Annotated in this window: 4 protein-coding genes; 3 read left to right on the forward strand and 1 reads right to left on the reverse strand. The window is 70.1% G+C overall.

Going from position 1 to position 5,934, the window contains the following annotated elements; genetic code table 11:
- Positions 1-61: 61 nt before the first annotated feature.
- Entirely contained in the window at positions 62-3,304 is a 3,243-nt protein-coding gene (locus ABD340_RS37780) for an ATP-binding protein (protein ID WP_344595739.1), read from the reverse strand.
- A 72-nt stretch (positions 3,305-3,376) separates the two neighbouring features.
- On the opposite strand from ABD340_RS37780, the gene ABD340_RS37785 reads away from it, so the two are divergent.
- From ABD340_RS37785 to ABD340_RS37795, 3 genes are all read left to right on the forward strand, one after another.
- Positions 3,377-4,015, forward strand: coding sequence for a hemerythrin domain-containing protein (locus ABD340_RS37785; RefSeq protein WP_344595741.1), 639 nt, complete (start codon positions 3,377-3,379; stop codon positions 4,013-4,015).
- A gap of 35 nt (positions 4,016-4,050) precedes the next feature.
- Complete coding sequence (locus tag ABD340_RS37790) at positions 4,051-4,491, forward strand: DUF4267 domain-containing protein (RefSeq protein WP_344595742.1); 441 nt, start codon at positions 4,051-4,053, stop codon at positions 4,489-4,491.
- A 70-nt stretch (positions 4,492-4,561) separates the two neighbouring features.
- Positions 4,562-5,176 carry a hypothetical protein gene (locus tag ABD340_RS37795; protein WP_344595744.1) on the forward strand — a complete coding sequence of 205 codons (615 nt, stop codon included), beginning with the start codon at positions 4,562-4,564 and terminating at the stop codon, positions 5,174-5,176.
- Positions 5,177-5,934 lie beyond the last annotated feature (758 nt).

The raw sequence follows: 5,934 nt of genomic DNA on the forward strand, positions 1-5,934 counted from the left end.
TGTGATCACCTGACCCACACAAGATCATCGGACAGCGGCGACCCGCGTTACGTGACAGCCTTTAGGTGGTCGTTCGCGACCGGGCCTCGGCGGCCCAGTGGGGTGCGTTCCAGTGGTCGGCGATGGTGGCGGCCTGGGCGAAGTGGGTGGCGGCCTGGTGGTCGCGGCCGAGGAGGACGGCCAGCTCGCCGAGGGTGTGAGTGACCGGGCGCAGCGCCAACGACAGGCTCGTGGCGCCCGCCGGGGGGCCGTCGCGGTGCGGAAGCAGCGTCGCGTAGATCTCCTCGGCGGCGTCGCGGTCGTTCAAGGCGACGATGGCCATCGCGCGCAACGTTGTGAAGAAGGTGAAGAAGAAGTCGGGGCGGATCGGGCTGGGGGACGCGCGGACCGCGCGGGCTTCGGCGTCCAGGCCGTTGGCGTGGAGGGCGAGCGCGAGCAGGTCGGAGGTCATCGGGCCGAGCGCGGCGTGGAGTGCGCGCACGTCGTCCAGGTGCGCGCCGAGCGTGCCGTCGTTCAGCCAGATCGTGGCCAGGGCGAGTTGGTGAAAGCCCGTGTGCACCGATCCGGCGCGCCGCATGCCCTCGTCGGCCTTGATGTAGAGGAGTTCGGCGTCGGCGAATCGGCCTTCGATGAGCGCCAGGGTCGCCAGCATGATCTCGGCGACGGCGATCGCCTCGCGCATTCGGTAGGTGCGCGCGAGTTCCAGGGCCTCGGTGGTCACCTGGTGCATGGTCACCGGGTCGTTAGCGGCGGCGGCGACGGTGGCATGGTTGAGCAGCCCGGTGACGCGGTAGACCGGCAGGTCGTGCTCGGTGCCGATCTCCACGAGCTCCCGGCAGAGCTCGGCGTCGCCGTGGACTTCGGCCAGGATCCGGAGTGCCGCGGCCCGCAGCCGGGGTCCGGTGGCGAGGTCGAGTGCCTCCTGCGCTGCCTCCAGGACGGTCGGGTCGTCCTCGCCGACCAGTTCGTTGGCGTACGCCGTCAGGAGCCGGGACCGCACCGAAGGGGTCAGGTCGCGCTCCAGCAGGCGGCTCAGGCGGTCGACGATGGGCCGGTCCACGGTGCCGTACGTACGGGCCTGCCAGGTGGTCGGCTCTGTCCACGCGGTGAATGCGGCGATCATCAGGTCGTCGCGGCCCAGGGACTCTGCGTACTCCACGGCTTCACGGCGGGTCTCGCGGGCGGCTCCGACGGCTCCCGCCCGGATCTGTGCGCGCAGCAGCCTGCCGAGCAGTTCGACGCGTTCGTCCGGTCCGGTCGAGTTGGTGACGGCGTCGGTGAGGAGGTCGGCCGCCACGTCGTGGGCGTAGCGGGCCTCGGCAAGCTCGGCGGCCTGGACGCAGTAGCCGACGGCCTTCGGTGAGCCGGCGCGCGCGTAGTGGTGGGCCAGCGCCGTGATGTCGTCGGTGCCTTCCAGAGCGGCGGCGATCCGGGCGTGCATCCGGGTGGCACGCAATCTGCTGACGTCGGCGACGAGCGTGTCCCTGACGAGGGCGTGGACGAAGCGGATGTGGCCTGGGCCGGGCTCGTCGAGGAGCCCGGCGATGACGCCCGCGTCCAGTGCGTCCAGCACGCCGTCCTCGTCGGTGTCGGCGGCCTTGACCAGGACGTCCACCGAGCTTTCCCGGCCTGCGACAGCGGCGAGCCGGAGGATGGACACGCCGCCTTCGGGCAGCCGTGCGAGGCGGCGGCGCAGGACGTCCCGTACGCCCTGGGGGACCTCGGAGAGGGCGACCAGCGCGCCTTCGCCGTTCAGCAGCCGGGCGCTTTCGCGCACGTAGAACGGGTTGCCGCCGGTGCGCTCGGCGATCGCTGCGATGGTCTCCTCGTCGGCCTCGCATTCGGTCCGTACGAGCTCGGCGACGGCCTCGTCGTTCAGCCCCGGCAGCGCCAGGCGGAGGGGCGTGGCGCGCGCGAGGGAGGCCAGCGTTTGGGTGAGGTGCCCGCTCTCGTCCGCGCGGTACGCGGCGACGACCAGGATCGGGGCCCGCAGGCCGAGGCCGCCGCCGAGCAGTTCCAGCGTGGCGGCGTCCGCCCAGTGCAGGTCGTCCAGCACGACGGCGACCGGGCGTTTCGTGGCGGCCGCCGCCAGCCACTTCCACACGGCTTGGCGCAGCCGGAACCGTCCTGCGGTGGCGTCGTCGTCCGCCGGTCCGGTGTCGGTGAGGAGCGGTGCGAGGTCGTCCGCGAACTCGCCTAGGTGCGTGGTCGCGGCGACGGCTCTCAGCGCCTCAGTCCAGGCCCATGCGGGCGGCGCGCTGTCGACATCGGGGCAGTGCCCGGCGGCGACCAGCCACCCGTCACGTTCGAGCCGCCTGCCGAGGTGTTCCAGCAGCGTCGACTTGCCGAGCCCGGCCTCGCCGGTGACAAGGGCGATGCGGGCGCCGTCGGCGGCGGCCTCGGCGGCGGCCGTGACCAGTGCCGACAGCTGTGCCTCGCGTCCGACGAACGGCGCCTCGATGATCGGAGCCGTCCGCGGCAGCGGTGCGGTCGGCGGTGGCGGGGGCACGGTCTCGCGCATGATGTCCGTGCGCTGGGTGAGGATCGCCTCCTCCAACGCCGTCAGGTCCGGGCCGGGGTCGAGCCCGAACTCCTCGGCGAAGATGCCGCGGGCGCGGCGGAGCGTCGCCAGCGCGTCGGCTTGGCGGCCACTGCTCCACAGTGCCAGGGCGTGCAGCCGCCAGCCCTCCTCGCGGAGCGGCTCGTCGCGGGTGAGCCGCTCGGCCTCGGGAACCACCGCAGCGGGGTCGCCGATGCGCAGACCCGCCGCGACGTGCAGTTCGGTGGCGACCAGGCGCAGCTCGTTCAGCCGGGCCGTCTCGGCGGCGGCCCACGGCTCGTCGGCGACCTCGGCGAACGCCGGTCCCTGCCACAGTCCGAGCGCCTCGGCGAGCCGAGCCTGGGCGACGCGCGGGTCGGTGCCGGCACGGGCCTGGTCGAGCAAGTCCTCGAACCGCCACGCGTCCACCGCCTCCGGCGGCAGCCGCAGCGCATAGCCGGGCGACGCGCTCACCAGCAGCCGGGCCGGCGTGCGCGGCGGACGCCCGGGCTCCAGCAACCGGCGCAGGTTGGACACATACGCCTGCAAGGACATCAGCGCCCGCGCGGGCGGCTCCCCGCGCCACAGATCCTCGATCATCCGGTCGACCGGCACGACCTGCCCACGCGCCGCCACCAGCAAGGCCAGCACGCCCCGCTGCCGCGGCCCGCCGAGGTGGACGGTCCCACCGTTCATCTCGGCCGCGAACGAGCCCAGCACCCGGATGAAGACCATGATCCGCACATCGTACGTGGACTGGTCCAAGTCGGTTCCAAGTCGCCTCCAAACACCCGGGAGCAGCCTGAACACGTCGCAACCGATGAAGGGCAGGAACAGATGAGCGTCAACACCCAGGATATGGAGATCGTCCACCGCGTGCTCCGCCGTGAGTCGCGGCTGCTGGTGGAGCTCGTCGCGGCCGTCGTGCCGGGTGACACCGCTCGCGCCAAGGTGATCGCCGACCACTTCCGCGTCTACCGGGTGGGCCTGCACAACCATCACGAGGGCGAGGACGAGCTGCTGTGGCCGCCGCTCCTTTCCCGGGTGGACCTGGAGGCCGACATCGTCCTGCGCATGGAGGCCCAGCACGAACGCATCGCGGCCACCCTGACCAGGCTGGACGCCGCGGTCCCCGCCTGGGAGGCCGGCGCGGGCGCCGACGAACGCGACATCCTCGTGGCCGCCCTGGCCGAGCACCGTGCGGTCCTGCTGGAACACCTCGACGACGAGGAGGGCACCCTCCTCCCGCTCGCGGCCCAGCACATCACCGAGCAGGAGTGGGCCTCCCTGGGCGACCACCTGGTGAACAACACGCCCAAGCTCACCTTGCTCACGCTCTTCGGCGCCGTCCTGGAAGACGCGAACCCGGCCGAGCGCGCCATCGTCCTCAGCGGCCTCCCCACCCCGGTCCGCGTCATCTGGCACGTCATCGGCCGCCCCCGCTACGCCCGCCACATCCGCCGCGTCCGCGGCTGAACCCCGCCCAGTCTGAACGTCAAAGGAGAAGAACCATGTCGCTGAAGAACATCAACACCGTCCTGGCCACCGCCGGCGTCCTGTTCACCCTCTACCTCGGGACGTCCTTCGTCCTGCCCCTCGAGACGTCCTTCCCGGGCCTGCCGAACTGGCCCTCTGGCGACGGCGGCGGCTTCCTCATCGTGAAGGGCAGCCGCGAAATCGCGATGGGCCTGGCTATGGGCGTCCTGCTGGTGACGGGCCACCGCCGCGCCCTGGGCTGGGTCCTGCTGATGGTGGCCGTCGCCCCGTTCGGCGACATGGTCAACGTCCTGGCCCACCGCGGCTCCATGGCCGCCGCGTTCGGCATCCACGGCCTGACCTCGGCGCTGATCGCGGTCACGGGCCTACTGATCCTCCGCGAGACCAGCAAGGCCCGCAAGGCCCGCAAGGCCCAGGAGGCCGCCGCCCCAGCGCCCGCTGCGCAGCCCGCCTGACCTCTGCACCCCCGAAGGTGTTCACGGTGTTCCTTCGCATTTTCTGAGAACTCGAAAAGGGGAGACGACAATGACGATCAACGACCTGCGCGGTGTCCTCAAAGTGAAGCGCCCCGGGTTCGATAGAGGCTCTAGGTTGTGGCTGGCTCCACACCGCATCAAGCAGACGATCGCCGACCTTCACGAAGCCCAGGAAAACGAGCCGGTCAACAGCCTCACCGTCCGTGCGAGGGCACGCATCGCCCGGTGCGATACCAAGCTCGCGCGCTACCGGGCCGCTCTGGAGTCAGGCACCGACCCGGCCACCGTCGCCAGGTGGGTCACCGAGGTCAATGCCGAACGCTCCGCCGCCGAAGCCGAACTCCGGACTGCTGAAAGCCAGCAGCACGAACTCTTGACTCCAGAAGAGATCGAGGAGCTCATCACCAGGCTCGGCGGGCTGGTGCGCATCCTGGCGAAGGCCGAGCCCGAGACGAGGCAGGACGTCTACCAGCAACTCGGTGTCAGGCTCACCTACCACCCGGACAAACAAGAAATCCGGGCCGAGGTGAATCTCGACCCGGATCGCATCCGCCAGACGACTACCGATCGCCACTTTGGGGTGACCGTGAGTGTCCGAGGGGCGACTGGCGCCGTTTCCCCAAAAACCATACCCCTATCCGCTGCGTTGCCGTTCTCGGCCTAGCGCCATTACTGAATATGTGATTGGGTCGTGTGCGGTCTTATGTGGTCGCATATACCCCCTGGTGTCGCATTGGAGAGTGGTATCGAATCGCGGTTGGTAGATGATCGCTCATCGATGGCTACTCGTCTGTCCCGTCTAATTTGACAACCTGCGAACGCGCCGCCTACGCCCGCTCAGGCGCCGCCACGACCGGCCACCTTCCGGGCGGCCCCGCAAGATGACCGATGACCCGGTCCGCCGAGCCATCGTCGGCTGGACGCCGGAGCGTCTGGCCGAGGTCGCCGCTGGCTGCAGAGGCAACCACTCCGCCCTCTACCGGCGGATCCAGGACAGCCACACACCCAAGACGGCACGCCCCCAAGGACAAGCCGTGCTGCCGCGAATGCCAGGCCGCGATCACGGCCCCCCCGAGGTGGTCTGCCCCAACTGCGGCATCGACAACCCCGCTCCTACCGAGCACGCCATGCAGGTGGAACTCAACGCCGAATCGTCGCTCCTCGAACCAGACGCTACGGCCACGCCGGTCCAAGTCGACCTGCTATCGCCCCTGGCTCGCTCGCCGATCAGCAGGACTGACGCCCAGGGATTCACCCAACCGTCATTCTCCCTTTAATCTCTCATCGATATCCGGTTCGAAACGCCCATATTCAGTGGACCTGGCCTTCGGTCTGCGTCGATATATCAAACGCTGTGTTAAAGGCTGTCACGTAACGCGGGTCGCCGCTGTCCGATGATCTTGTGTGGGTCAGGTGATCACA

This window comes from Actinomadura vinacea, assembly GCF_039532545.1.
In the GTDB taxonomy this organism is placed as follows: domain Bacteria; phylum Actinomycetota; class Actinomycetes; order Streptosporangiales; family Streptosporangiaceae; genus Spirillospora; species Spirillospora vinacea.